The organism is Litoreibacter meonggei, from assembly GCF_003663885.1.
Taxonomy (GTDB): domain Bacteria; phylum Pseudomonadota; class Alphaproteobacteria; order Rhodobacterales; family Rhodobacteraceae; genus Litoreibacter; species Litoreibacter meonggei.
Genome location: NZ_RCCE01000002.1, coordinates 586,678 through 609,967 on the forward strand (window position 1 = coordinate 586,678; position 23,290 = coordinate 609,967).

Genomic DNA, 23,290 nt, shown 5'->3' on the forward strand with positions numbered 1-23,290 from the left:
CTACCTCCTTTGAAACGCGGGTGAGGCAAGGATCAACCCCACACCCTCGCGTCGCGTTTCTGCCGCGCGTGCGGCGAAAATAACCCTGTCGTCCGCGACACTGCCAAGCGCCGCACCAACAAAGTCGCGCGGATCGGGAAGGCCACGAAAAAACGCAGAAGGCGCGGCCATCGCCCACTGGATACGTGCCGCCAACCCTTGTGGCGTCACCCACGCCTCAGCCTCCTCTGGCCATCCATCGGGGCCCGTTGGCCTGTACAATTGCTGCCCCATCGCAGCCAATGGACTAATCAGATAAGCACTCCGCTTCGAGCGGTTGAGCTTTTTCAAAGACGCGGGCGGTATTTCCAACACCCGCATCGCGGAGGCGATGAAATCTATCGGCTGCTTCACCTTTTGACCAAAGCTTTCCCACGAGAAGGGATGGCGCAGCAGTACTTCGTAAACTGCTTTCAACTCGCCGCCGGTTGCTGCATAGGCATCTGCCATATCCGCAATCATGCCCTCGTCCGGCGTGTCTGAAGTAAAATGCACCGCCAGCTTGTGCGAAATATGTCGAACAGTGTCAGGATGACGCGCCACATCGTCCAGAAACGCCATAACGTCGTCAACCGCAGGCGATCCGCCGCCATAGCTCTGCCCCAGCACAATCTCCGCCCCGGGTTCCACTATCCTTGGGCGAAACACAAAGCCGCTGCTGATCTCTGTGGTCATGCCGGTCAATAGCTCGGCCAATTGTCGTACATCACTCTGCGCATATGCGCCTCCAACACCCAAGGTGTGCAGTTCCAACAACTCACGAGCGAGGTTTTCATTCAGGCCGCGCCTACCCTTCGCAGCCCGCGAATTCGGCCCGACGGACATGTTCTGATCCAGATAATCCAACATCATCGGACTGGTCATGACAGCTTTCAACATGTCGGAAAATCGACCGGAAATATGCGGTCGGATCGCGTCCTCGACATAGGCAGGCACCGCGTTGCGCGTTAGATTGTTTCTCCCGACAACGGTGAAATGATCGGCCCAAAAGCGGGTCAGGCGTTCTCGGAAGGGTTGGTGAGTTGTGATGGAGCGCGACAATACAGGCGCAATCTCCCCCTGCAGACGAAAGTTCAACTTCCGGCGCGCGCGTTTGTAGGCGTTCAAAAGCTCATCGGCGTCAGGACCATTCCGCCCGCGCCGCGATGCGACTTGAAGTGTACGAACCTCGGCAAACTCACCATGCAGGTCAGCCAACGGCGTCACCGGAAACTCTTGTGCCGCCAAATCAGGCCCGCTCAGTTGTTCCAAGACATCTTCAACCGACGAGGGCGGTGCGACTTTAGCTGCCAGCCCTTCGCCGAAGCGAATGGCGGCAATGTCGGGTGTGAACGCCATGGGGCGGCTCTTTCCTCAAATCGGTTGCCTCAGTTTAACGTATCACTGAGGCAAATCCGTTGAAAAAAGATTGACTGCCACCCCGCCTAGCAAAAAATCGCCTTAGTCCTGTGGAATGACCCGCAGGCCCAGTTCCATCAGCTGATCCGACATCGGCTCGGATGGCGCGTTCATCATCAGATCTTCGGCGCGTTGGTTCATCGGGAACAGGATCACTTCGCGAATGTTCGCCTCGTCCGCCAGCAGCATCACGATGCGGTCGATCCCCGCCGCACAGCCGCCGTGGGGCGGTGCGCCGTATTTGAACGCGTTGACCATGCCGCCGAAGCGCTTGCGCACTTCCTCTTCGCCGTAGCCCGCCAACTCAAACGCCTTGAACATGATCTCCGGCTTGTGGTTCCGGATCGCGCCCGAAATCAGCTCGTAGCCGTTGCAGGCCAAGTCGTACTGGTAGCCCAACACCTCCAACGGATCACCGTCCAGCGCCGCCATGCCACCTTGTGGCATCGAAAACGGGTTGTGCGAAAAGTCGATCTTGCCGGTTTCTTCGTGTGCTTCATACATCGGGAAGTCCACGATCCACGCGAAGGCAAAGCGGTCCAGATCGGTCAGTTTCAGCTCGTTGCCAATCTCGACACGCGCACGGCCTGCGACGGCTTCAAACGAGGACGGCTTGCCACCCAAGAAGAACGCCGCATCGCCGACGCCAAGGCCAAGCTGCTGGCGGATCGCTTCGGTGCGTTCTGGGCCGATGTTTTTGGCCAAAGGTCCGGCAGCTTCCATGCCTTCGCCTTGGTCGCGCCAGAAGATATACCCCATCCCCGGCAACCCTTCCTTCTGCGCAAACGCATTCATCCGGTCGCAGAACTTGCGCGAGCCACCTTTCGGCGCAGGAATGGCGCGAATTTCGGTGCCGTCTTGCTCCAAAATCTTCGCAAAGATCGCAAAGCCGGAGCCTTTGAAATGCTCCGACACCACCTGCATCTTGATCGGGTTGCGCAGGTCGGGCTTGTCGGTGCCATACCACAATGCCGCGTCCTTGTAGGAAATCTGCTCCCACTCGCTATCCACCTTGCGGCCTCCGCCGAACTCTTCAAATACGCCCTGAACAACCGGCTGGATCGTGTCGAACACGTCCTGCTGCTCCACAAAGCTCATCTCAAGGTCAAGCTGGTAGAAATCGGTGGGGGAGCGGTCGGCGCGCGGGTCTTCATCACGGAAACACGGGGCGATCTGGAAATACTTGTCGAAGCCCGACACCATCAACAGCTGTTTGAACTGCTGCGGCGCTTGCGGCAGCGCATAGAACTTGCCCGGATGCAGGCGCGACGGCACCAAAAAGTCGCGCGCACCTTCTGGGCTGGAAGCTGTAATGATCGGCGTCTGGAATTCCTTGAAGTCCAAGTCCCACATCCGCTTGCGCATTGAGGACACAACGTCCGAACGCAAGATCATGTTGCGCTGCAACTTCTCGCGGCGCAGGTCCAGAAAGCGGTATTTCAGCCGCGTCTCTTCTGGGTATTCCTGATCGCCAAACACCATCAACGGCAACTCGTCCGACGCCCCCAGAACTTCGATGTCGCGAATGAAAACTTCGACCTCGCCGGTCGGCAGTTTCGAGTTCACCAACTCCGGCGCACGGGCCATGACGTTACCATCAATGCGAATACACCACTCAGAGCGTACTTTCTCCACGTCCTTGAACACAGGGCTGTCGGGATCGGCCAGCACTTGCGTCACGCCATAATGGTCGCGCAGGTCGATAAAGAGGATGCCGCCATGGTCGCGCACCCGATGCACCCACCCCGAAAGACGAACAGTGTCGCCCACATTAGCGGCGGTCAGGTCGGCACAGGTGTGGCTGCGGTAAGCATGCATGATAGGGGCCCTCTTTGGCGTAAATCAGTATCGGCCCGATACACATGCCCGCGCCTGTAAAGTCAAGCAAACGAGGCGCAAATAAGCTGTGCAATCGAATTAATTGACAACCGGACGGGAATCCGGCCCTTTGCGCGCTAACTTGCCGACAGCACTCGGTCAAAAACAAATAATGGGAAAGCAATATATGTGGGACAGACTACTTGGCACCTTGCTCAAGCAGCTCATTAAAGAAGGCCACCTGACCGTCCACCTCAACTCCGGTGCAACCATAACTGCCGGCAATGGCGCGCGCCCCGATGTGACCGTTCGCTTTTCTGACGATGCCCTCCCGGGCAAGCTGATCCGCAACCCCGAGCTTGCCATGGGGGAGGCCTACATGGACGGAACCCTCACCATCGACAACGACGATGTGCGTGGTTTCCTGACGCTCGTTGTACGCAACTTTCAGCAGGGAAATTTGCCTTGGGTTCAGACCGTTGCGCGCAATTTACGAATTGCCAAGCGCAAATGGGATCAATGGATTCCGCACGCGATCGCCAAGAAAAATGCCGAACACCACTACGACATTTCCACCCCGTTCTATTACCTGTTTCTGGACGAAGACCGGCAATACACCTGCGCATATTACAAGGATCCGTCCTTCACGCTAGAGCAGGCTCAGGTCGCAAAAAAGGCGCATCTCGCGGGCAAATTGCTGATCAAACCGGGCATGAAAATCCTCGACATCGGCTCCGGTTGGGGCGGTCTCGCGATTACCTTGGCGAAAGAATACGGCGCACAAGTTGTCGGTGTGACGCTGTCTGACGAGCAACGAAAGGCCGCTATTCAACGTGCGGAAGAAGCTGGCGTCTCGCATTTGGTCGAATTTCGGCTGCAAGATTACCGTGACGTTACGGAACAATTCGACCGGATTGTTTCCGTAGGGATGCTGGAACATGTCGGCCAGCCGCAATACCCGACCTATTTCCGCCAGATCGAAAAGAATCTGAAGGAAGACGGTGTCGCGCTGATCCACTTCATCGGGCGCACAGGTCCTCCCGGCAACCTGTCACCATGGTTCCAGAAATACATTTTCCCCGGCGGCTACACACCATCGCTGTCCGAAGTGGTCAGCGTCGTCGAGAAAACGGAGCTGGAAGCGGCAGATATCGAGGTCTGGCGCACCCATTATGACCGCACGCTGTATGACTGGCTGATCCGCTTCGAGGATCGCTTGGACGAGGTCCGCGCCATGGGCTACGACGCGCGCTTCATCCGCATGTGGCGATACTACCTGATCGCGTCGGAGCTCAGCCTGTCAGACATGCCCCATGTTTTGTACCATGTGCAGTTGCACAAACATCAGACCACAGTGCCGATCACGCGGGATTATCTCTATGTGGACGGTGCGCCAGAGCCGCATTCCGCATTTCCGGACGGGTTTGTGCCAGAAAAATAATGCGCCACGGGCAGCCAGACTTTCATGGAAAGTCTGGCCCCAATTTCTCATCGAGAAATTGCCCGGCACCGACCATATGTTCCGCCACTCCGTTCGAAGCAGGCAAAGATTCTCAAATCCCTTTCCTACATGCCCTTGCGCCCACTTGGTGGACTCCTTAAACCCACGATAATTTGCGCAATCTGGGGTCCGTGACATGCCGAAAAGAACCGATATCAAATCCATCATGATCATCGGCGCAGGCCCCATCGTTATCGGGCAGGCTTGCGAGTTCGACTATTCCGGCGCTCAGGCCTGCAAGGCCCTGCGCGAAGAAGGCTACCGCGTCATTCTGGTGAACTCGAACCCCGCCACGATCATGACCGACCCCGACATGGCCGACGCCACCTATATCGAGCCGATCACCCCCGAGGTCGTCGCCAAGATCATCGAAAAAGAACGCCCCGACGCGTTGCTGCCCACCATGGGCGGCCAGACCGGCCTGAACACCTCGCTTGCGCTCGAAGAAATGGGCGTACTGAAGAAATACAACGTCGAGATGATCGGCGCAAAGCGCGAGGCCATCGAGATGGCCGAGGATCGCAAACTGTTCCGCGAAGCCATGGATCGCCTTGGCCTCGAAAACCCCAAAGCCACTATCGCCAACACCATGCAAGAATGCATGGACGCGATCGAATATGTCGGCCTGCCCGCCATCATCCGCCCCGCCTTCACCCTTGGCGGCACCGGCGGCGGCGTGGCGTATAACCGCGACGACTACGAACACTTCTGTAAAACCGGTCTCGACGCCTCCCCCGTTAACCAAATCCTGATCGACGAGTCGCTGCTGGGCTGGAAAGAGTTCGAGATGGAGGTCGTGCGCGACCATGCCGATAACGCGATCATCGTCTGCGCCATCGAAAACGTCGACCCGATGGGCGTCCACACTGGCGACAGTATCACCGTGGCCCCCGCCCTGACGCTGACCGACAAAGAATACCAAGCCATGCGCAACGCCTCCATCGCCGTTCTGCGCGAGATCGGCGTCGAAACTGGCGGCTCCAACGTGCAATGGGCCGTGAACCCCGCCGACGGCCGCATGGTGGTGATCGAAATGAACCCCCGCGTGTCGCGCTCCTCCGCGTTGGCCTCCAAGGCGACCGGTTTCCCGATCGCCAAGATCGCGGCGAAACTGGCGGTAGGCTTCACGCTGGACGAGCTGGACAACGACATCACTGGCGTGACACCCGCCAGCTTCGAGCCGACAATCGACTATGTCGTCACCAAAATCCCGCGCTTCGCCTTTGAGAAATTCCCCGGCTCCGAGCCTTACCTGACCACCGCAATGAAATCCGTGGGCGAGGTCATGGCGATTGGCCGGACCATCCACGAGTCCATGCAAAAGGCGCTCGCCTCCATGGAAACCGGCCTCACCGGATTTGACGAGCCAAAGGTCCCCGGCATGCCAGCGCCCGACGCGCAGGTGTATAAGGATCAGGACGGCACCCGTTTCCTTGTCGGAAAAGACGCCGCCGCGCAGGAAGCCATAGACAAGGCCATCACCCGCGAGCTGGCCAAGCAAACCCCCGACCGCATCCGCGTCATCGCCCACGCCATGCGCTACGGCTTCTCGGATGACGAGATCAACCAGATCACCGCCTACGATCCGTGGTTCCTCGCCCGCATTCGAGAAATCATCGAGGCCGAGGACATCGTCCGCAAGGACGGCCTGCCCGCGTCCGACGACGGCCTCCGCTCCCTCAAAATGCTCGGCTTCTCCGACGCCCGCCTTGCCATCCTGACAGGTCAAACCGAAAAAGACGTCCGCCGCGCCCGCCAGAACCTCGGCGTCGTCGCCTGCTTCAAGCGCATCGACACCTGCGCCGCGGAGTTCGAGGCGCAGACCCCCTACATGTATTCTACCTACGAGAGCCCAATGATGGGCGAGGTCGAATGCGAGGCCCGCCCCTCCGACGCCAAGAAAGTCGTCATCCTCGGCGGTGGCCCCAACCGTATCGGCCAGGGGATCGAGTTCGACTATTGCTGCGTCCACGCCTGCTACGCGCTGACCGCGCAGGGCTACGAGACCATCATGATCAACTGCAATCCGGAAACCGTCTCCACCGATTACGACACCTCCGACCGCCTCTATTTCGAGCCGCTCACCTTCGAGCACGTTATGGAAATCCTCCGCGTGGAGCTTGAAAACGGCACCCTCCACGGCGTCATCGTGCAGTTCGGCGGCCAAACCCCGCTGAAAATCGCGCAAGCCTTGGCCGACGAGGGCATCCCGATCCTCGGCACCTCGCCAGACGCCATCGACCTCGCCGAAGACCGCGAACGCTTCCAGCAGCTTGTCCAGAAACTCGGCCTCAAGCAGCCCCATAACGGCCTCGCCCATTCCGACGAGGAGGCCTTCGAGAAGGCCAAGGAAATCGGCTTCCCGCTGGTGATCCGCCCCTCCTACGTCCTCGGCGGTCGCGCCATGGAAATCGTCCGCGATCAGGCGCAACTCGAACGCTATATCTCGGAGGCCGTTGTGGTCTCCGGCGACAGCCCCGTGCTGCTCGACAGCTACCTGTCCGGCGCGGTGGAGGTCGATGTCGACGCGCTCTGCGATGGGGAAACCGTCCATGTCGCGGGCATCATGCAGCATATCGAGGAGGCCGGCGTGCATTCCGGCGACAGCGCCTGCTCCCTGCCCCCCTACTCGCTGTCCGACGACATCATCCAGCAGCTTCGCGACCAGACCAAGGCGCTGGCATTGGCGCTCAACGTGGTCGGCCTGATGAACGTCCAATTCGCCATCAAAAACAACGAGATATACCTGATCGAGGTTAACCCCCGCGCCTCGCGCACCGTGCCTTTCGTCGCCAAGGCCATCGGCTCCCCCATCGCGTCTATCGCGGCGCAGGTCATGGCCGGTGCCAAGCTGGGCGACTTCAACCTGATCGACCCGATCATCGACACTTACGCGGTGAAAGAGGCCGTCCTCCCCTTCGCCCGCTTCCCCGGCGTCGACACGATCCTCGGCCCCGAAATGCGCTCGACCGGAGAGGTCATGGGCTCCGACAAGACCTTCCACATGGCCTTCCTCAAGGCGCAAATGGGCGCAGGCACCGACCTGCCGCTGAACGGCAAAGGCAAGGTTTTCATCTCCATCCGCAACGAGGACAAGACCCCCGACATGCTGGAGGCCGCGCGCGAGCTATCCGCCCTCGGCCACCCCCTCGTCGCCACCCGCGGCACGGCGGCGTGGCTGGTGGAGCAAGGTTTGGAATGCGAGACGGTCAACAAGGTCTATGAAGGCCGCCCGAACGTCGTCGACCAGATGAAGGACAAGATGATCTCGCTGGTGCTGAACACGACCGAGGGTTCTCAGGCCGTCGAAGACAGCCGCGAAATCCGCAGCATCGCCCTTTATGACAAAATCCCCTACTTCACCACCGCCGCCGCCGCCCATGCCTGTGCGCTGGCGATGAAAGCACGGGTTGAGGGGGAGATTGAGGTGAGGGCGTTGCAGGGGTAGCAATTGTAAGCCTTATGAGACTAGTCTGACAGTATGGCCCGAACAACAATCTCAATCAGCACTAATGCGCTTGAATGGGCGATGAAGCGCATGGGCCAAAGCCCCCGCGACTTGGAGAATGATTTTCCGAAGATCGAGGAATGGCTACTAGGAGACACCTCCCCAACTTTTCCTCAGGTTGAGGCTCTAGCGCAGGCTCTCGGCCTTCCTTCCGCCGTTCTTTTCGCGAGATCGCCACCTGATTTACCTGACCCGACCAAGTCTTTTCGAAGTCTACCAATGAGCTATCGGAGAAAACTACCTAGGCATCTAATGAAACGGATCATTGCCGCGCAAAGTTACCAAATTAGCACCCAAGAGGTTTTTGGCCCCGAAAATCAAAGGCTAAATCGGAAGGTGCTTGATGCAATTAGGAAAGGTAAAAATGCGAGACATGCCGCTGCCGCAGCGAGATCAATATTTGGCGTCAGCTTTGAAGAACAAAGGTCTTGGAATGGTGACGCTGGCGAGGCACTCGCAAAGTGGCGCACCATGTTTTTTGAGGCTGGCATATTTGTCTTCCTAGACGCACTTAAATCAAATGATGTCAGTGGGTTTTGCCTCTATGACAAAAATTTTCCAATTATTGTGCTAAACAATTCTCATGCCAAAAGCAGACAGATTTTCACTCTATTTCACGAGCTCGCGCATATTGGCAAAGAAGTCGGTGGAATCGATAGTTTGAAAGTCGATCCAGACAGGCTTGATGAAAAACACTCGGGGATTGAGAGATATTGTGATAATTTTGCCGCTGAATTTCTAGCTCCAATTTCAGAACTTAAACGACTGGTACACAATCGCCCAGACGCGAAAGATATTGAGGAAATCGCTAGATCTCTAAAAATTAGTCGTCTCGTCGTTCTGAGAAGTTTTTTCTCCGAAGGACTCGTAGATAGGCAAGATTATTCCAAGTTGATGCAACTCTGGATTAAATCAGGAAGCAATTCAGGCTCAGGGGGAAACTACTACAATACAAAGCGTGCATATCTCGGAAACGAATTCCTAAGCCGTGTATTTCAACTCTACAACAGTGCCAGAATTGACAATGAAGACGCATCTCGTCTCTTAGATGTAGCACCCAAGAATTTAGAGGGTCTTCGCCCGCGGGGCTTGGGCATCTGATGTATGTATTCGACACAAATTCTCTGATCAAACTGAACGGCTTCAGCAAGGACGTGTTTGTATCACTGTGGGATGAGATTGCTACACTGGTCGAAGACGGTGACCTAACATCCACTCGGGAAGTTCTACGCGAAGTCGCTGACCGAGACGATGAGGTGCATTTGTGGTGCAAATCAAACAAGGACCTGTTTGTGACGCCTGACGATAGCGAAGTTGCCATTGTAGGCGAAATAATGTCGATGTCTAAATTCGTTGCTCACATGCCGAAACAAACATTTCTTTCGTCCCGTCCGTTCGCTGACCCATATGTAATTGCACGAGCCGAATGCCTGAATTGGACGGTGGTGTCGGAAGAAAAAGAAAAGAAAAGCTCAGCAAAGATTCCTAATATCTGCCAGCATTTTGGCGTCCAATGCGTCAATCTAGATGATTTTATGAAATCTCAGGGCTGGCAGTTCTAAGTCTCCCCATTCCCCACCAAAGGAGTTCCAACATGCGCCACATCACCCTCGCCGCCACGGCCCTCGCCCTCACCGCCTGCTCCCCGTTCCCCGAGACCACCCTGCCGTTTTTCGGTGACGGCTACCGCGCCGAGGGGGACCTGTGCCGCCGGATTGGCGAGGACGATTTCACCAACCAGTTCCTCGACGATGCCGCCGATCTGGTGGGCTGTCCGGCGGATATGGAAAATCTCGGAGTGTTCGTGACGGAAACCGGCGCCAAAGAGGTGGCCCTGATTGATGGTTACCGGCTCTATTCGGTGCCGAGACGCTAAAGCCGCGGCCCGAAAACCTGCCATACACATTGCCGACGCTTTGCCGACACGTTGCAGACGCCGGTTTTTAAGCGGAAAATCAGGTAACTTCTTCTTCCAGATGCAGCTTCATTTCGACCAGAACTTTTTGTAGCTCCAAGGTCTCCGACAGCATCCGCTTGGCCTCGGTCACCGTGATAATTCCGTCCGAGATGGACAGGTTGTACTCGCCCATCAGCATCGCAAAGCGCTGCGCCAGGGCCACCACGTTGCTGTTCACCGACTCCGCATTGCCCTTGCGGCCGGTATCAACTTCGAGCGTGTTCCCGTTGATCTCGGCCAAGGCCTGCGTCACATGCGGAAAGCTCGCCGCAGCTTCCAGAGAGGCCACCGCATCCAACGGCATATAGCGATCCGCGTGCTCCTCGGACTCGGAATAATACCGCCCAAGCGTCGCTTTGGAGCGCCCGGTCAGCTTGCAAGCCGCCTCCACGCCCACATCTTTCACCAACGCTTCGGTGTGTTTCTTAAGATACCGGTTCATCTTGGTCATAGTCGTGTCTTTCCCTTAGCCGCATGGCTCTATCGGGGAATAGCCCAAAGCCTTTCCCCTGCGCAATTGTTTTCCCCCACGGTAGGTCTGAGTTGTCCCTTGGGTATAGGGACACACGGGGGTGTGTTGTGCTGAACACGACCTCTTAGGTGAGGGGCGTCGATGTATGCGCTGCCGGGTAATCAGCGCATGCCTTGATAGCTTTCCCTAGCACGTCCCTCACCGCCTTGCTCCTTACAAGCGGCTTTGCTACGAGACGACATGGCAAAACTGTATTTTCACTATTCCACAATGAACGCGGGTAAGTCGACGCTCCTTTTACAAGCGGCGCACAACTATCAGGAAATGGGGATGGAGACCTACCTTCTGACCGCAGATTTTGATGACCGCTCCGGCACGGGGCAGATCGGGTCACGGATTGGCTTAGCGAAAGACGCGGATATTTACGGCAAGGCGGATGACTTGTTTGAGATGATTTCCGCCCGTTTGGGCAAAGGGCCAATTGCCTGCGTCATGGTCGACGAGGCCCAATGGCTCTCCAAAGCACAGGTTTGGCAACTTGCCCGCGCCGTCGACGACCTAAAAGTACCGGTGATGAGTTATGGACTGCGTGTCGATTTTAGAGGCGAGCTTTTCCCCGGATCCGCCACACTGTTGGCTCTTGCTGACGAGTTACGTGAGGTCCGGACCATCTGCCATTGCGGCAAGAAGGCCACCATGGTGATCCGCAAGGGCGCTGACGGGAAAGCCTTGGTGGATGGCGACCAGGTTCAGGTCGGCGGGAACGAGACCTACGTTTCCCTGTGCCGGAAGCATTTCCGCGAGGCCATCGGGGACCGCTAGACAGGGTTCGGCAAATTCTTGCCCGCCGCAAAGGCGATTAAGTTGTCGAGCGCCATCATCCCCATGCCAGTGCGCACCTCCAGCGTGTTCGTCCCGAGATGGGGTAGCAGAACGACATTTTCCATAGCGAGCAGCTCGTCAGGCACCTTGGGCTCGTTTTCATAGACGTCCAGACCCGCGCCGCCTAGCGCGCCTGCTTGCAGCGCAGCGATCAGCGCTGCTTCGTCCACCACATCGCCACGGGATATGTTGACGAAAATCGCATGCGGCTGCATCGTCTCGAAAACGGATTTGCCAATCAGGTGCCGCGTGGCAGGCCCACCCGGCGTGGCTGCAACGACCACGTCTGCGGCCTGCGCGACAGCCTCCATGCTGTCCAATTGATCCGCGCCGTCCACATCTTTGCGCGACCTGTTGGCGTAAACAATCTTGCAGCCGAACCCGTTACGGCAACGGTTCGCAATCGCTTGGCCGATCCGCCCCATCCCGATAATACCGACTGTCTTGCCGGTCAGGTGTAGCCCCAACATTTGCGTGGGCTGCCAGCCTGTCCACTTGCCAGAGCGCACCATCCGCTCCCCCTCGCCCGCGCGCCGTGCGGCCATCAGCATCAGCGTCATGGCGATGTCGGCGGTGGCATCCGTCACAGCGCCCGGCGTGTTGGTGACTTCGATGCCCTGCGCCTTTGCCGCGTCCACGTCGATATGGTTGAAGCCGACACCGAAATTGGCCAGCAGCTTGGTGCGCGGCGTCGCGGCAGAGATCGCGGCGGCAGTGAATTGGTCGCCCAAGGTCGGCAGGATCAGATCGTAGGTCTCCAACGCCTCGGTCACCTCTGCTTCGGTCATCGGGTCGGAGGTCTCGCGCAAAGTCACGTCGAACTCGGCACGAGCCTTGTCCAAGACGGCATCCGGCAGCAATCGGGAGACAAGGAGTTTCATCAGTAAAGCCTTCCGCCAATCGGCACGTCTTTGTCTGGGGTCAGGAGCACGACCTCATCGTCCTCGTCAGGCACGCCAAGAACCAGAATTTCGGACATAAATTTTCCAATCTGGCGCGGTGGGAAGTTGACGACCGCCATCACCTTTTTGCCGGGCAACTCCTCTACACTGTAGTGCTTGGTGATCTGTGCAGAGCTTTTCCGCTCACCAAGTTCAGGCCCGAAATCCACCCAGAGTTTGATCGCGGGCTTGCGCGCTTCGGGATAGGGTTCGGCCTTGGTGACGACACCCACGCGGATGTCGACCTTCATGAAGTCGTCGAATGAAATCTCTGCCACCGCTTACTTCCCCAACTCGCGCCCGCGCTCGGTCGCGGCCTTCACGGCATCGCCCAGCAGTTTGGGGAAGCCCTTTTCCTCGTCCATCAACACGTTCAAAGCCGCCGCTGTGGTGCCGTTAGGGCTGGTGACGTTGACCCGTAGCTGTGCGGGGCTTTCCTCGGCGGCTTCCGCCAATGCGCCTGCACCGGCCACTGTCGCCTTTGCCAGTTGCATCGCCAGTTCAGGTGCCAACCCTTGCGCCTCGCCTGCTGCGGCCATGGTTTCAATCAAGTGAAACACATAAGCGGGGCCGGAGCCGGAGACGCCGGTCACCGCATCAATCTGGGCTTCGGTTTCCAGCCGCACGACCTGACCCACGGCCTTCAACAACCCTTCAGCTAAATCCAGATCTGCCGCAGTTGCGTGAGTGTTGCCAATGATCGCGGTGATACCCCGACCGACCGCAGCGGGCGTATTCGGCATGGAGCGCACGATGGGTGTCTGCCCCCCGAGTGCTTCTTCGAAATGCGCAATCGACGTGCCGGCGGCAATAGACAAAAACAGTGTGGTTCCGTTGCCCAGAGCCGCCATGCTTGGCAGTGCGTCGCCCATCATCTGCGGCTTTACTGCCAGCAGGGCGATGGCCGGATCGTCGGGCAAATCTTCGTTGATATGAACGCCGTGCGCCTTCACCCAATCCGACGGGTTCGGGTCCAGCACGTAGACGGCACCTGCGTCAATGCCACCTTTCAGCCAGCCCTCTAGCAGGGCCGAGCCCATCTTTCCGCAGCCCAGCAATACCAGCCCGCGCGTGTTGATCTCGGTAAAATCCATGAAGCCCCCGTCTGTCGTCAGAGGCAAATGTTAGGCGCGCCCGTAGGCTTCCGCAATGGCAACATTCATCGCATCTTGCGGGGTCCGGTCGCCCCAGCACACCAGCTGGAACGCGGGATAGAACCGCTCCGACGCCATAATCGCTGCCGACAGCATTCGATCGACCTGATCTGCGCCCGCGTCACGGCCGCCTGACAGGATTAGCCCGTAGCGGTACACCATGAGGCGTTGTGCATGCCAGTAGGTGAAGGCGCCTGTCCAACACGTATCATTCGCGCGGTTCATCATGTCGTACAGAGCTGGAAGCTTGTCTTCCGGTGGCTCCATCTCGAAGGTCGAGACCAGCCGAAGCGTCTCGTCATGGTGCGACCAAGCCAGCGTGATGGAATAGGTCCGCCATTGCCCCTCGATCGCCATGGCGATTTGGTCTTCCGCGATGCGGTCAAATTCCCACTCGTGATGGGCTGCTAAGGTTTCCACCAAGTCAATTGGGTGCAAATCCTCAGTCTCAAGATAGTGTTCTAAGCTCGACATGCTCGGTCCCTCTTTCGGAGCGCACGTTGGGGAGATGCCTGCGCCCCAATAGGCTGCGTTCCTTACTACAGGTCGCTTGTTGTCCACGGCCCTTACCTAGATGTTGTGATGTATGGGACTCGCTGTAAAGACTTTATTTAGTCTTACCCACAACACATTGTGGTCCCTGTGGGTGAATGCCACTATCTGGCGGGTTGTCCACAGACCGTGCAAGCAGGGTCTTTCTTGAGGTTGATCAGGCGTGTCTCGGCATAGAGCGCATCATAAATCAGCATTTGCCCCCGCAGCGGCGCGCCTGCGCCCGTGACGTGCTTGATCGCCTCTACCGCCATCATTGAGCCGACCACGCCGGGCAACGCGCCGACCACGCCTGCCTCGGAGCAAGACGGCGCCAACCCCGCCGCCGCCGCGCTCGGGAAAACACAGGCGTAACAGGGGCCATCACTTGCGGGATGGAACAGGCTCAATTGGCCTTCCCATTGCGTAATCGCTCCGGAAATCAACGGCTTGCCCAGTTGAACGGCAGCTCGGTTCACCAGATAGCGAGTATCGGCATTGTCGCAACCGTCAAGGATCAGATCATAGTCTGCGAACAAGTCGGCGGCCATATCCTCGGTCAGGCGACGGTTATAGGGCCGTATCATCACGAACGGATTTTGCGCCTGCATCGCTTCTTGGGCCGAGAACACCTTGGGCATCCCCACCCGCGCGTCGGTATGGATCACCTGACGTTGCAGGTTGGAGCTGTCGACGACGTCATCATCAATCACGCCGATGGTCCCGACCCCCGCCGCCGCCAGGTATTGCAGCGCCGGAGCGCCAAGACCGCCAGCTCCCACGACCAACACGCGGGCTTTCTTCATTTTCTTCTGCCCCGGTCCGCCGATCTCCCGCAAAACAATGTGGCGGGCGTAGCGGTTCAACTCCGCTTCGGTGAACTTGTCGGGATTTGCGGGTTCGGGCACATCCTCGACCGAACGTCGCCGCAAGCGGGTTAGCAGTGCGCGGTAGCCCACGAAGATCACGGCAACGCCAGCGAAAATCGCCCAGCCCTGCAACGATCCCGTGGCGTCCTTTACGGGGTTGCCGGCAGGCAGGGTCAACTGAAAAAACAGAACCAATGCGAAGAGCGCGACCAGCGCCATGATTTGTAACCGCTTGGGCAATCCAAAGCGCCCCGCCAGCAAAATCGTTGCGGCAAGGACCAGCACCAACACCATCTCAGCCGCGCCCTGTAGATCCGAAACCGCCAATGCCGCGCGCGGTATCAGACAGGCCGTGCGCCAGCTCGAAGCGGCCTTGCACCACGGGGGCAACGACCATCTGCGCAATGCGGTCGCCATGGGCGACGGTGAACTGTTCCGTGCCAAGGTTGATCAGGATCACGCCCAACGGCCCGCGATAGTCGCTGTCGATCGTACCCGGCGTGTTCGGCAGGCTGATCCCGTGTTTCAGCGCAAGGCCGGAGCGCGGACGGATTTGCACCTCGAATCCTTCGGGTATTTCGACCCGCAAGCCGGTCGGCACTAACGCACGGCCCATCGGAAGCAAGGTCAGGCCCGTTGATCGGTCTGGCTGCGCCAAGTTGGCTCGTAGGTCAGCGCCCGCCGCGCCGTCGGTTTCATACGCGGGCAGGCCCAATGCGGGGTCTGCCTCGTCCGTCCACGTGAATCGCAAAACGGGTGTCACGCCAGCGCCCCGGCAATCTTCGCAGCAATCTTCGCGGCCACCTGATCTTTGGTCAGACGCGGCCAGCTTTCGGCGCCCTCGTCTGAGATGATGGTCACCGCGTTCTCACTCCCGCCCATGATCCCCGTCTCGGGACTCACGTCATTTGCCACGATCCAGTCGCAGCCTTTGCGTTTGCGCTTGGCCGTGGCGTTGGCCTGCACATCGTCGGTTTCCGCTGCGAAGCCCACGACCAGTTTGGGGCGGTCTTTCTTCATCTGGGAAACACCTGCCAGAATGTCGGGATTCTCGGTAAATTCCAACGCAGGGGCGTTTCCGGAGCCGTCTTTTTTCATCTTAGAGCCCGACGCATTCGCCACGCGCCAGTCCGCCACGGCCGCGGCAAACACCGCCGCATCCGCTGGCAACGCCGCATCGACCGCTTCTTTCATCTCGCTTGCGGTCTGCACTTTCACCACCTTCACGCCCAAGGGCGGGGGCACATCCGCAGGCCCCGTCACGAAGGTCACGTTGGCCCCCAACGCGGCCAAGCTACGGGCAATCGCAGTGCCTTGCGCACCCGATGAGCGGTTCGCGATGTAACGCACCGGATCAATTGGTTCGTGCGTTGGGCCAGACGTCACCAGCACATGCTTGCCTTTCAACGGGCCATCCAGCAGCGCGGCCTCAACCGCATCGACGATAGCCAATGGCTCGGACATGCGACCCGGACCATGCTCACCGCAGGCCATGTCGCCCACATCGGGGCCGACGGTCAGCACACCGTCGCCTTTCAAGGTCGCCAGATTGCGCTGCGTCGCAGGATGCTCCCACATACGCACATTCATTGCGGGAGCGATCAGCACGCGTTTGTCGGTCGCCATCAACAGCGTGGAGGCCAGATCATTTGCCAAGCCACCCGCCATCTTGCCCATCAGGTCGGCCGTTGCGGGGGCAACAACCACCAGATCAGCGGCGCGGGACAACTCGATATGGCCCATCTCGGCCTCATCCGTCAGGTCGAATAGATCGCGGTAGACCTTCTGCCCTGCGAGGGCAGAGGTGCTAAGCGGCGTCACAAATTCCTCAGCCGCACGGGTCAATACAGGCGTCACCGTCGCCCCGCGTTCGCGCAAGCGGCGGATCAGGTCCAGCGACTTGAACGCCGCGATCCCTCCGCCCACGATCAGAAGTATCCGTTTACCTGCAAGCATGTTGCACCCCGCTTTCTTGCGAACAAGTGTTAGGACAGCGCGGCGCAGGGGGCAATCAGTTGCTTGAAAAGACCTCGCAGGGATCGCCTTTGCCGGCATCGAAGAATCTGGTCATAATCCAGCGATCATAGGGCGGTGAAATTTCGCCGGTGACCAACTGACCAACTGAAATCGAGGCGGCATCCGGCGCGACCCGGCGCAGATAGGTCGGAATTCCCCAATCCGTGCGCGCATGACCGTTGCCAGTGATAACTAAGACCGGTCCACCTGTTTCTTTCAACGCCTGCAAGGTCACTTTTGCGAAGCTGGCGTCACGCAATCGCTGTGCCTCGACCATTCCCGACACCGTATCAGTGGGCAACATGTTGCAGTGCGCGGCGGCCTGCATTGCTTCACGCGCAGATTGTTCCCCAGTCGTCAACGCCATATCCAACCCATATTTGGCAGCGCTCTCAAACTGAGACGCGGCCCCGTCAGCTATCGCCGCACGAACTTGGTCGCGCGGGACTGCCGCGCCATAGATACGCGCCTGCGGAGCCGCCGCAAAAATTGGGTAATACATATGGAAAGACGGCCATTCACCTCGCGCCGACCACTCCAAGGCTGCGTCGAGCTCCGCGATAGTCGACGATCCGGCAGCTTGTCCGGCCTCGGCCTGCTCGGCTGTTAGCATCTCAAAAACCACCGCGGAGGGGTAGATTGCGCGGGCAATCGCCGCTTGGTTGGCATGATGTATCGGGTTGTCGTGCTGTTCGCCCACAATTACTACATCTGCTGCACCCAAGGTTTCAAATGCCGAATTTGTAAGAGCTTCGGCGTTCACAGAGGTACAAATCGAAAGAGCTGCCACTCCCCTAGTGAGCCAGGAAATGCAGCACTTCCGTATTTTGCGATTCAAGTGATTTGCGCATCTTGGCAAAGGCGGCAGCCTCCAGTTGGCGCACGCGTTCTTTGGACAGGCCAAGCTCATTACCCAGACTTTCCAGAGTCCGAGGCCGGTCCAGTAACTTGCGTTCACGCACGATGAATTGCTCACGATCGTTCAACTCTGTCATAGCGTCGACCAGCCATCCACGCAATGTATCGTTGTCGTGCGAATGCTCTACTGTTTCAGCAGCTTGCGGGCCATCATCCTCAAGTGCATCAATCCATTCGCGCCCCTCGTCCTCGGTTGATTGCGTGGCATTCAACGAGAAGTCCGAGCCGGACAAGCGGCCCTCCATCATCTCTACGTCGTGCAGCGGCACACCTACCTCAGTCGAGATTTTTTGCCGCAGCTGATGGCGGTCAATCGGTTCTCCGCGCGCGGCGGCCTCGCGCTCCAGTCGAGCTTGAACACGGCGTAGATTGAAAAACAGTGACTTTTGCGACGAGGTTGACCCCGTGCGCACCATCGACCAGTTGCGCATCACATGATCTTGGATCGACGCCTTGATCCACCACACTGCATAGGTCGAGAAGCGCACCCCGCGGTCGGGATCAAACTTGTCGGCGGCCTTCATCAGGCCAAGCCCTGCCTCTTGGATCAGGTCGTTCATCGGCGCACCATAACGGCGAAACTTGGAGGCCATGGAAATCGCAAGGCGCATGTAGGCTGTGATCAACCGATGCAACGCGGCTTCATCCCGCTCGTCACGCCACGCATAGGCCAAACGCAACTCCGTCTCAGCGTCCAAAAGCTCTGCCTTCATCGCCGTGCGCGAAAGCACATTGTCAGATGGTCTTGTGTCTAGTGCCATAAGTCTCACCCCCATAAGTCGATTTGGCTTGGCTCTGGTCTGGCCTTTTGTGATGAATACGCGGCAAATGCGCATACGGATCAAAACGAGTTGGAGGAATTAAGATGGCCGGACTACCCTCCCTGACGATGATGCTTGGTGGTGCCGCGTCCGGAAAATCAGCTTTTGCGGAGCGGGCGATTGCCGAAACCAGTTCAGACAAGGCGAAGATCTACATAGCGACGGCTCAGGCTTTCGACGATGAAATGCGGGCCAAGATATCGGATCACAGGCAAGCCCGTGCCGCCGATGGGTGGAACACCGTCGAGGAACCCTTGCTCGCGACCGCAGCGCTGGAACGCGCGGCAAAGGATCAGGTGATCCTTCTGGATTGCGCCACGCTTTGGCTAACCAACCAACTTCTGGCGGGGGCTGATTTATACGCCGAATCTGACAAACTTGTACGGGCGCTTGTCGCTTCGCCTGCGCAGGTCGTCGTGGTCACCAACGAGGTCGGCCAGGGCATCGTGCCGGAACACGCCATGTCACGTCAGTTTCGTGAGGCACAGGGCAAGCTTAATCAGGGTATCGCCCGTGAGGCGCAACTTGTCGTGCAAGTCATCGCGGGCCTGCCTTTAGTGTTGAAAGGCGCACTGCCCGAGGGGGTGTCGTGAAAACCACCCGCCTTTGGTGGGTTCGCCACGGCCCGACACATGAAAAGGCCTTTACCGGATGGCGGGACGTTCCCGCCGATTTGTCCGATACGGACAAGATTGCCCGCCTGCATGCCTATCTGCCAAGTAACGCGGCCTTGGTGTCTTCCGACCTGACCCGCGCCCGCTCAACCGCCGATGTGATCGGTCTTGGCCGCACGCGCCTGCCGCATGATCCCGACTTGAGAGAGCTTGATTTCGGCGTCTGGGACGGCCTCCACTTCTCGAAGGTCGCAGATATGCACCCCGAGCTGTCCCGCGCCTATTGGGAAACGCCGGGCGACGTGAAGCCACCGGAGGGCGAAAGCTGGAACGATCTGCACGCGCGCCTTACCCCCAAAGTTGAGGCCCTTCACGACAGCGAGCATGTTGATGTCGTGATCGTGGCTCATATGGGGGTCATCATGTCCCAGATCGAACGCGCCCTTGGGGTCACGCCCTACGCTGCGATGTCGCACCAGATTGAGCCGCTCTCGGTGACCCGCATAGATATCGGCCCCAATGGCTGGCGAGCAGACGTGATCAATCATCAACCGTGATGGGCCTGCCCCACAATTCTTTATTTCCGTAGCGCGCCGACCTCAGGCTAACCTCTCTATCATGACTTATGATCTTCTTATCGGCGACCGCTCCTATTCCAGCTGGTCGCTCCGGGGTTGGCTTCTGTTCGCGAAGTTCAATGTCGACGTGACCATACATGACACGCGGTTCTATATTCCTCAGTTTCAGGAAGACCTGAAACCGTTCGCCCCCGCCCGCACGGTGCCGGTGATGCGACTGCCCGAAGGCGGTGTTGTGATGGATAGCCTCGGGATGGCCGAAACATTGGCGGAGCGGCATCCGGATAAGGGCTACTGGCCCGAAAACACGCAAGCGCGCGCCTTGGCACGTGGCATGGTCGCCGAGATGCACAGCGGCTACGGCGCTTTGCGTTCTGCCTGTCCGATGAATTTGCGGCAGAGCTTCATTGATTTTCCTGTCTCCGAGGAGGTGGCAGCCGACCTTGCCCGCATCGAACAGCTATGGGCAGCCGCCCGCAACCTTGCGACTGATGGGCCTTGGTTGTTCGGGCAATACTCGATCGCGGATGCGTTCTTCGCCCCGGTCGCGGCGCGCATGGCGGGATATGGGTTGCCAATCGGTGAAGCCTCGAAACCTTATGTCGTGGAAACGATTTCCGATCCGGTCTTCCTAGAGTGGCGCAGGCGCGGACTTCAAGATGCGCCTCAGTCCAATTACGATCTGCCTTACTCGGCGGGTAAATGGCCCGGTCCGGACTGAGATAAACCTCGCGTTAACCAAACACCCGCCACTGTGTGCCCAAGGGTTTAGCACCGAGGGTTAATTGGTTACGCGCACATACACAGTCGCCTTCGAGGGCATCGAAGCCCGGCTGGTCGAGGTGCAATGCGCCGTGACCGCCGGACTTCCGTCGTTTTCAATCGTGGGCCTCGCGGACAAAGCCGTCAGCGAGGCCCGTGACAGGGTCCGCGCAGCCCTCACCGCAATGTCCATTGCCATGCCGTCCAAGCGCGTGACGGTAAATTTATCCCCTGCCGACATGCCAAAAGAAGGGTCGCATTTCGACCTGCCCATCGCACTTGCCCTGCTCGCCGCTCTGGACATCCTTCCCGCCGAAGACGTGCAAAACACCGTCGCCTTGGGCGAGCTGTCGCTGGATGGGTCGTTGGTCCCTGTCATCGGAACTCTGCCGGCAGCACTGACAGCAGCGGAACAGGAGTGCAGCTTGCTATGCCCCGAGCAATGCGGGGCGGAGGCCGCGTGGGTTGATGCGGCGCGTGTATTCGGTGCTGCGTCATTGTTGGAGGTGGTGCAGCACTATACCGGTCAAAAACCCCTTGCCGTCGCAACGCCCGGCGAGGTCACCCGCCCCAAACACAGCAAGGACCTGCGGGACGTCAAAGGGCAGGAACGCGCCAAACGGGCGCTGGAGATTGCCGCTGCGGGTCGCCATCACCTGCTTTTGGTCGGCACTCCGGGGTCTGGCAAATCCATGTTGGCGGCACGCCTGCCGGGAATACTACCACCCCTATCACCCGAAGAGGCGTTGGAGACCTCAATGATCCACTCTCTCGCGGGGCTGTTGGAGGATGGCGGCATATCGCGTGAACGCCCGTTCAGAACTCCGCATCACACAGCCTCCATGGCCGCAATCGTCGGAGGTGGGCGCGGCGCGAAACCCGGGGAAATCTCGTTGGCGCATAACGGTGTGCTGTTTATGGACGAGTTTCCCGAGTACCCCCGTGCAGTGCTCGAAACCCTGCGCCAACCCATCGAGACGGGCGATGTGGTCGTCGCCCGTGCAAATGCCCATGTGCGTTACCCCTGCAAATTCATGCTGGTCGCCGCTGCGAACCCGTGCAAATGCGGCTACATGACCGACGCGGCACAGGCATGCTCCCGCGCGCCGTTATGTGGGGAGGATTATCTGGGCCGCATATCGGGGCCGTTGATGGACCGGTTTGACCTGCGACTGGACGTCCCGCCGGTTGCCTTCACGGATTTGGACCTGCCTGCATCTGGGGATACCTCAGCGCAAGTCGCCGCGCGTGTAGAAACCGCGCGAGAAGTACAGCGCGCACGGTTTGACGCTTATCCGGGTGTCAGGGTGAACGCCGACGCAGAAGGCGAATTGTTAAAGGAAATCGCGACGCCCGACGCAGAGGGGGCTGCGTTGCTAACACGGGCTGCCGAACATTACCGACTGTCTGCCCGCAGCTACCACCGCGTGCTGCGCGTGGCGCGCACAATTGCAGATTTGGAGGCAAGCGCGGACGTTGCTTCTCGCCATATTGCGGAAGCCGTCAGCTACCGCGTCGCGTCCTGATCAGTCGCGTTTTGCCTCTATCACCTCCCAAATCTTCGCTGTGATATTCACATCGTCAAACCGTTCCAGTTCCTGAATGCCAGTGGGCGAGGTCACGTTGATCTCGGTCAGCCATCCCCCGATCACGTCGATGCCTACGAACACCTGACCGTGGCTTTTCAAATCAGCCCCGATCCGCGCGCATATTTCGCGGTCCCGCTCGGTCAGACCAACTTTTTCAGGGCGCCCGCCAACATGCATGTTTGAACGCGTCTCGCCCTTGGCAGGGACACGGTTGATCGCACCAACCGGCTCCCCATCAATCAGGATGATGCGCTTGTCGCCCTTGGCCACATCGGGCAGGAACTTCTGCATGATCAACGGCTCTCGGTTGATCCCCACAAACAGTTCGTGCAGCGAGTTCAGGTTGCGATCATCTGGTGTCAGGCGGAACACGCCTGCCCCGCCATTTCCATAAAGCGGCTTGAGAATAACATCGCCATGGCGCTCTTTGAATGCCTTCAAGGTCGTCAAGTCACGTGCAATTGCAGTCGGAGGGGTCAGGTCAGGATAATCCAGAACCTTCAGCTTTTCCGGCCAGTTGCGTACCCAAGTCGGATCATTCACCACCAGCGTGCCGGGATGGATACGGTCCAGCATATGCGTGGTTGTGATATAGCCCATATCAAACGGCGGGTCTTGGCGCAGCCAGACCACGTCCCAATCAGCAAGATTGATCCGTTGTCTTTCACCAAGCTCGAAATGGTCGCCTTTGACGCGGCGCACGGTCAATGGCCAGCCAACCGCATAAACCTCGCCCTCCTCATAGGACAGGGCATCCGGTGTATAGTAAAACAGCTCATGCCCGCGTGCTTGCGCTTCCTCGGCGATACGGAAACTGGAATCTCCGTCGATATCAATGTTATCAATCGGATCCATTTGAATGGCGACCTTCAGGCCCATGCGCTGTCCTTCCGTGGTTTAGGGCCGATAAAAGCCCGCACCC

The 23,290-nt window shown here is 58.7% G+C and carries 23 protein-coding genes; 10 read left to right on the forward strand and 13 right to left on the reverse strand.

Features of this window, described 5'->3' with window-relative positions; all coding sequences use genetic code 11:
* Together BCF46_RS07675 and aspS are read right to left on the reverse strand one after the other, a co-directional pair.
* Positions 1-1,377, reverse strand: coding sequence for a DUF1800 domain-containing protein (locus BCF46_RS07675; protein ID WP_121023117.1), 1,377 nt, complete (start codon positions 1,375-1,377; stop codon positions 1-3).
* Between the two features lie 102 nt (positions 1,378-1,479).
* Positions 1,480-3,255 (reverse strand): aspartate--tRNA ligase, encoded by a 1,776-nt coding sequence (gene aspS, locus BCF46_RS07680; protein ID WP_121023118.1) that lies wholly within the window; start codon positions 3,253-3,255, stop codon positions 1,480-1,482.
* Between the two features lie 187 nt (positions 3,256-3,442).
* On the opposite strand from aspS, the gene BCF46_RS07685 reads away from it, so the two are divergent.
* From BCF46_RS07685 to BCF46_RS07705, 5 genes are all read left to right on the forward strand, one after another.
* Entirely contained in the window at positions 3,443-4,696 is a 1,254-nt protein-coding gene (locus tag BCF46_RS07685) for an SAM-dependent methyltransferase (RefSeq protein ID WP_121023119.1), read from the forward strand.
* Between the two features lie 196 nt (positions 4,697-4,892).
* Positions 4,893-8,204, forward strand: coding sequence for a carbamoyl-phosphate synthase large subunit (gene carB / locus BCF46_RS07690; protein ID WP_121023120.1), 3,312 nt, complete (start codon positions 4,893-4,895; stop codon positions 8,202-8,204).
* A gap of 33 nt (positions 8,205-8,237) precedes the next feature.
* Entirely contained in the window at positions 8,238-9,365 is a 1,128-nt protein-coding gene (locus BCF46_RS07695; protein WP_121023121.1) for an ImmA/IrrE family metallo-endopeptidase, read from the forward strand.
* Positions 9,365-9,826, forward strand: coding sequence for a DUF4411 family protein (locus BCF46_RS07700; protein WP_121023122.1), 462 nt, complete (start codon positions 9,365-9,367; stop codon positions 9,824-9,826). Before BCF46_RS07695 ends, BCF46_RS07700 begins: the two co-directional genes overlap by 1 nt.
* Positions 9,827-9,858: 32 nt before the next feature.
* A complete protein-coding gene (locus BCF46_RS07705; RefSeq protein ID WP_121023123.1) occupies positions 9,859-10,140 on the forward strand; it encodes a hypothetical protein in 282 nt (93 codons plus the stop codon).
* A 79-nt stretch (positions 10,141-10,219) separates the two neighbouring features.
* Here the strand turns inward: BCF46_RS07705 and BCF46_RS07710 are convergent, their stop codons facing one another.
* Positions 10,220-10,672, reverse strand: a complete 453-nt coding sequence (locus BCF46_RS07710) for a hypothetical protein (RefSeq protein WP_121023124.1) — start codon at positions 10,670-10,672, stop codon at positions 10,220-10,222.
* A gap of 261 nt (positions 10,673-10,933) precedes the next feature.
* On the opposite strand from BCF46_RS07710, the gene BCF46_RS07715 reads away from it, so the two are divergent.
* Positions 10,934-11,515 carry a thymidine kinase gene (locus BCF46_RS07715; RefSeq protein ID WP_121023125.1) on the forward strand — a complete coding sequence of 194 codons (582 nt, stop codon included), beginning with the start codon at positions 10,934-10,936 and terminating at the stop codon, positions 11,513-11,515.
* Here the strand turns inward: BCF46_RS07715 and BCF46_RS07720 are convergent.
* The 9 genes from BCF46_RS07720 to BCF46_RS07760 form a co-directional block, all read right to left on the reverse strand.
* A complete protein-coding gene (locus BCF46_RS07720) occupies positions 11,512-12,456 on the reverse strand; it encodes a 2-hydroxyacid dehydrogenase (protein ID WP_121023126.1) in 945 nt (314 codons plus the stop codon). The two genes, BCF46_RS07715 and BCF46_RS07720, sit on opposite strands and share 4 nt — an antisense overlap.
* Positions 12,456-12,794, reverse strand: a complete 339-nt coding sequence (locus BCF46_RS07725; RefSeq protein WP_121023127.1) for a tRNA-binding protein — start codon at positions 12,792-12,794, stop codon at positions 12,456-12,458. The genes BCF46_RS07720 and BCF46_RS07725 overlap by 1 nt, the downstream gene beginning before the upstream one ends.
* Before the next feature lie 3 nt (positions 12,795-12,797).
* Entirely contained in the window at positions 12,798-13,610 is an 813-nt protein-coding gene (proC, locus tag BCF46_RS07730; RefSeq protein ID WP_121023128.1) for a pyrroline-5-carboxylate reductase, read from the reverse strand.
* A gap of 30 nt (positions 13,611-13,640) precedes the next feature.
* Positions 13,641-14,144: a type III secretion system chaperone family protein gene (locus tag BCF46_RS07735; RefSeq protein WP_121023129.1), complete on the reverse strand. Its 504-nt coding sequence runs from the start codon at positions 14,142-14,144 to the stop codon at positions 13,641-13,643.
* A 182-nt stretch (positions 14,145-14,326) separates the two neighbouring features.
* Positions 14,327-15,364 carry a HesA/MoeB/ThiF family protein gene (locus BCF46_RS07740; protein WP_121023130.1) on the reverse strand — a complete coding sequence of 346 codons (1,038 nt, stop codon included), beginning with the start codon at positions 15,362-15,364 and terminating at the stop codon, positions 14,327-14,329.
* Between the two features lies 1 nt (position 15,365).
* Positions 15,366-15,833, reverse strand: coding sequence for a dUTP diphosphatase (gene dut, locus BCF46_RS07745; protein WP_121023131.1), 468 nt, complete (start codon positions 15,831-15,833; stop codon positions 15,366-15,368).
* Entirely contained in the window at positions 15,830-17,026 is a 1,197-nt protein-coding gene (coaBC, locus tag BCF46_RS07750; RefSeq protein ID WP_121023132.1) for a bifunctional phosphopantothenoylcysteine decarboxylase/phosphopantothenate--cysteine ligase CoaBC, read from the reverse strand. Before coaBC ends, dut begins: the two co-directional genes overlap by 4 nt.
* A gap of 55 nt (positions 17,027-17,081) precedes the next feature.
* Positions 17,082-17,876, reverse strand: a complete 795-nt coding sequence (locus BCF46_RS07755; RefSeq protein ID WP_245989892.1) for a ChaN family lipoprotein — start codon at positions 17,874-17,876, stop codon at positions 17,082-17,084.
* Positions 17,877-17,880: 4 nt separating this feature from the next.
* The gene (locus BCF46_RS07760; protein ID WP_121023134.1) at positions 17,881-18,765 is read right to left on the reverse strand and encodes an RNA polymerase factor sigma-32; all 885 of its coding nucleotides are present in this window, start codon (positions 18,763-18,765) and stop codon (positions 17,881-17,883) included.
* A gap of 104 nt (positions 18,766-18,869) precedes the next feature.
* On the opposite strand from BCF46_RS07760, the gene cobU reads away from it, so the two are divergent.
* The 4 genes from cobU to BCF46_RS07780 all read left to right on the forward strand — a co-directional run bounded on the left by cobU (position 18,870) and on the right by BCF46_RS07780 (position 22,305).
* Positions 18,870-19,418 carry a bifunctional adenosylcobinamide kinase/adenosylcobinamide-phosphate guanylyltransferase gene (gene cobU, locus BCF46_RS07765; RefSeq protein ID WP_121023135.1) on the forward strand — a complete coding sequence of 183 codons (549 nt, stop codon included), beginning with the start codon at positions 18,870-18,872 and terminating at the stop codon, positions 19,416-19,418.
* Positions 19,415-19,996 (forward strand): histidine phosphatase family protein, encoded by a 582-nt coding sequence (locus BCF46_RS07770; protein WP_121023136.1) that lies wholly within the window; start codon positions 19,415-19,417, stop codon positions 19,994-19,996. Before cobU ends, BCF46_RS07770 begins: the two co-directional genes overlap by 4 nt.
* 61 nt (positions 19,997-20,057) lie before the next feature.
* Positions 20,058-20,738, forward strand: coding sequence for a glutathione S-transferase (locus BCF46_RS07775; RefSeq protein WP_121023137.1), 681 nt, complete (start codon positions 20,058-20,060; stop codon positions 20,736-20,738).
* Between the two features lie 64 nt (positions 20,739-20,802).
* On the forward strand, positions 20,803-22,305 hold the full coding sequence (locus BCF46_RS07780; RefSeq protein WP_121023138.1) for a YifB family Mg chelatase-like AAA ATPase: 1,503 nt from the start codon (positions 20,803-20,805) through the stop codon (positions 22,303-22,305).
* On the opposite strand, the gene gshB is transcribed toward BCF46_RS07780, so the two are convergent.
* Positions 22,306-23,247, reverse strand: coding sequence for a glutathione synthase (gene gshB, locus BCF46_RS07785; RefSeq protein WP_121023139.1), 942 nt, complete (start codon positions 23,245-23,247; stop codon positions 22,306-22,308).
* Between the last annotated feature and the right edge of the window lie 43 nt (positions 23,248-23,290).